The following is a 329-nucleotide window of genomic DNA, read 5'->3' as shown; positions in this document are numbered from 1 at the left end:
TAATCGTCCCTTCTTAGGGACGCAATATATAAGGTTTATACCGTCGTTGTTCCTAATGCGCAATCAGCGACATTGTTGCCAATTATCCGAAAGAAAGTTAAGCCTGATGGCATTGTATACACGGATACCTTTCGTAGTTATGATGTGCTTGATATTAGTGAATTTAGCCATTTACGTAAGTTTAACGGCATTCCCAAAGAGCATTTGGGGCTGCATTTAAAGAAATGCCAATGGCATTTTAAATAGAATCTCAAATTCAGATTTTAAGACAATTAGTTAATGGGAATTTGGTCTGGTTATCTAGGGCGTGTCCTCAATTTAACTTAGCA

Annotated in this window: 1 pseudogene; it reads left to right on the top strand. The window is 37.4% G+C overall.

Going from position 1 to position 329, the window contains the following annotated elements:
• Positions 1–30 precede the first annotated feature (30 nt).
• Positions 31–329, top strand: a pseudogene (locus tag HMPREF2959_RS09775) (IS1595 family transposase); the annotation flags it as partial.

Source organism: Neisseria sp. HMSC070F02 (assembly GCF_001814225.1).
Taxonomy (GTDB): Bacteria; Pseudomonadota; Gammaproteobacteria; order Burkholderiales; family Neisseriaceae; genus Neisseria; species Neisseria meningitidis.
The sequence above is the reverse complement of the archived record's forward strand: the minus strand, read 5'-3'. Positions and strand labels throughout refer to the sequence as shown.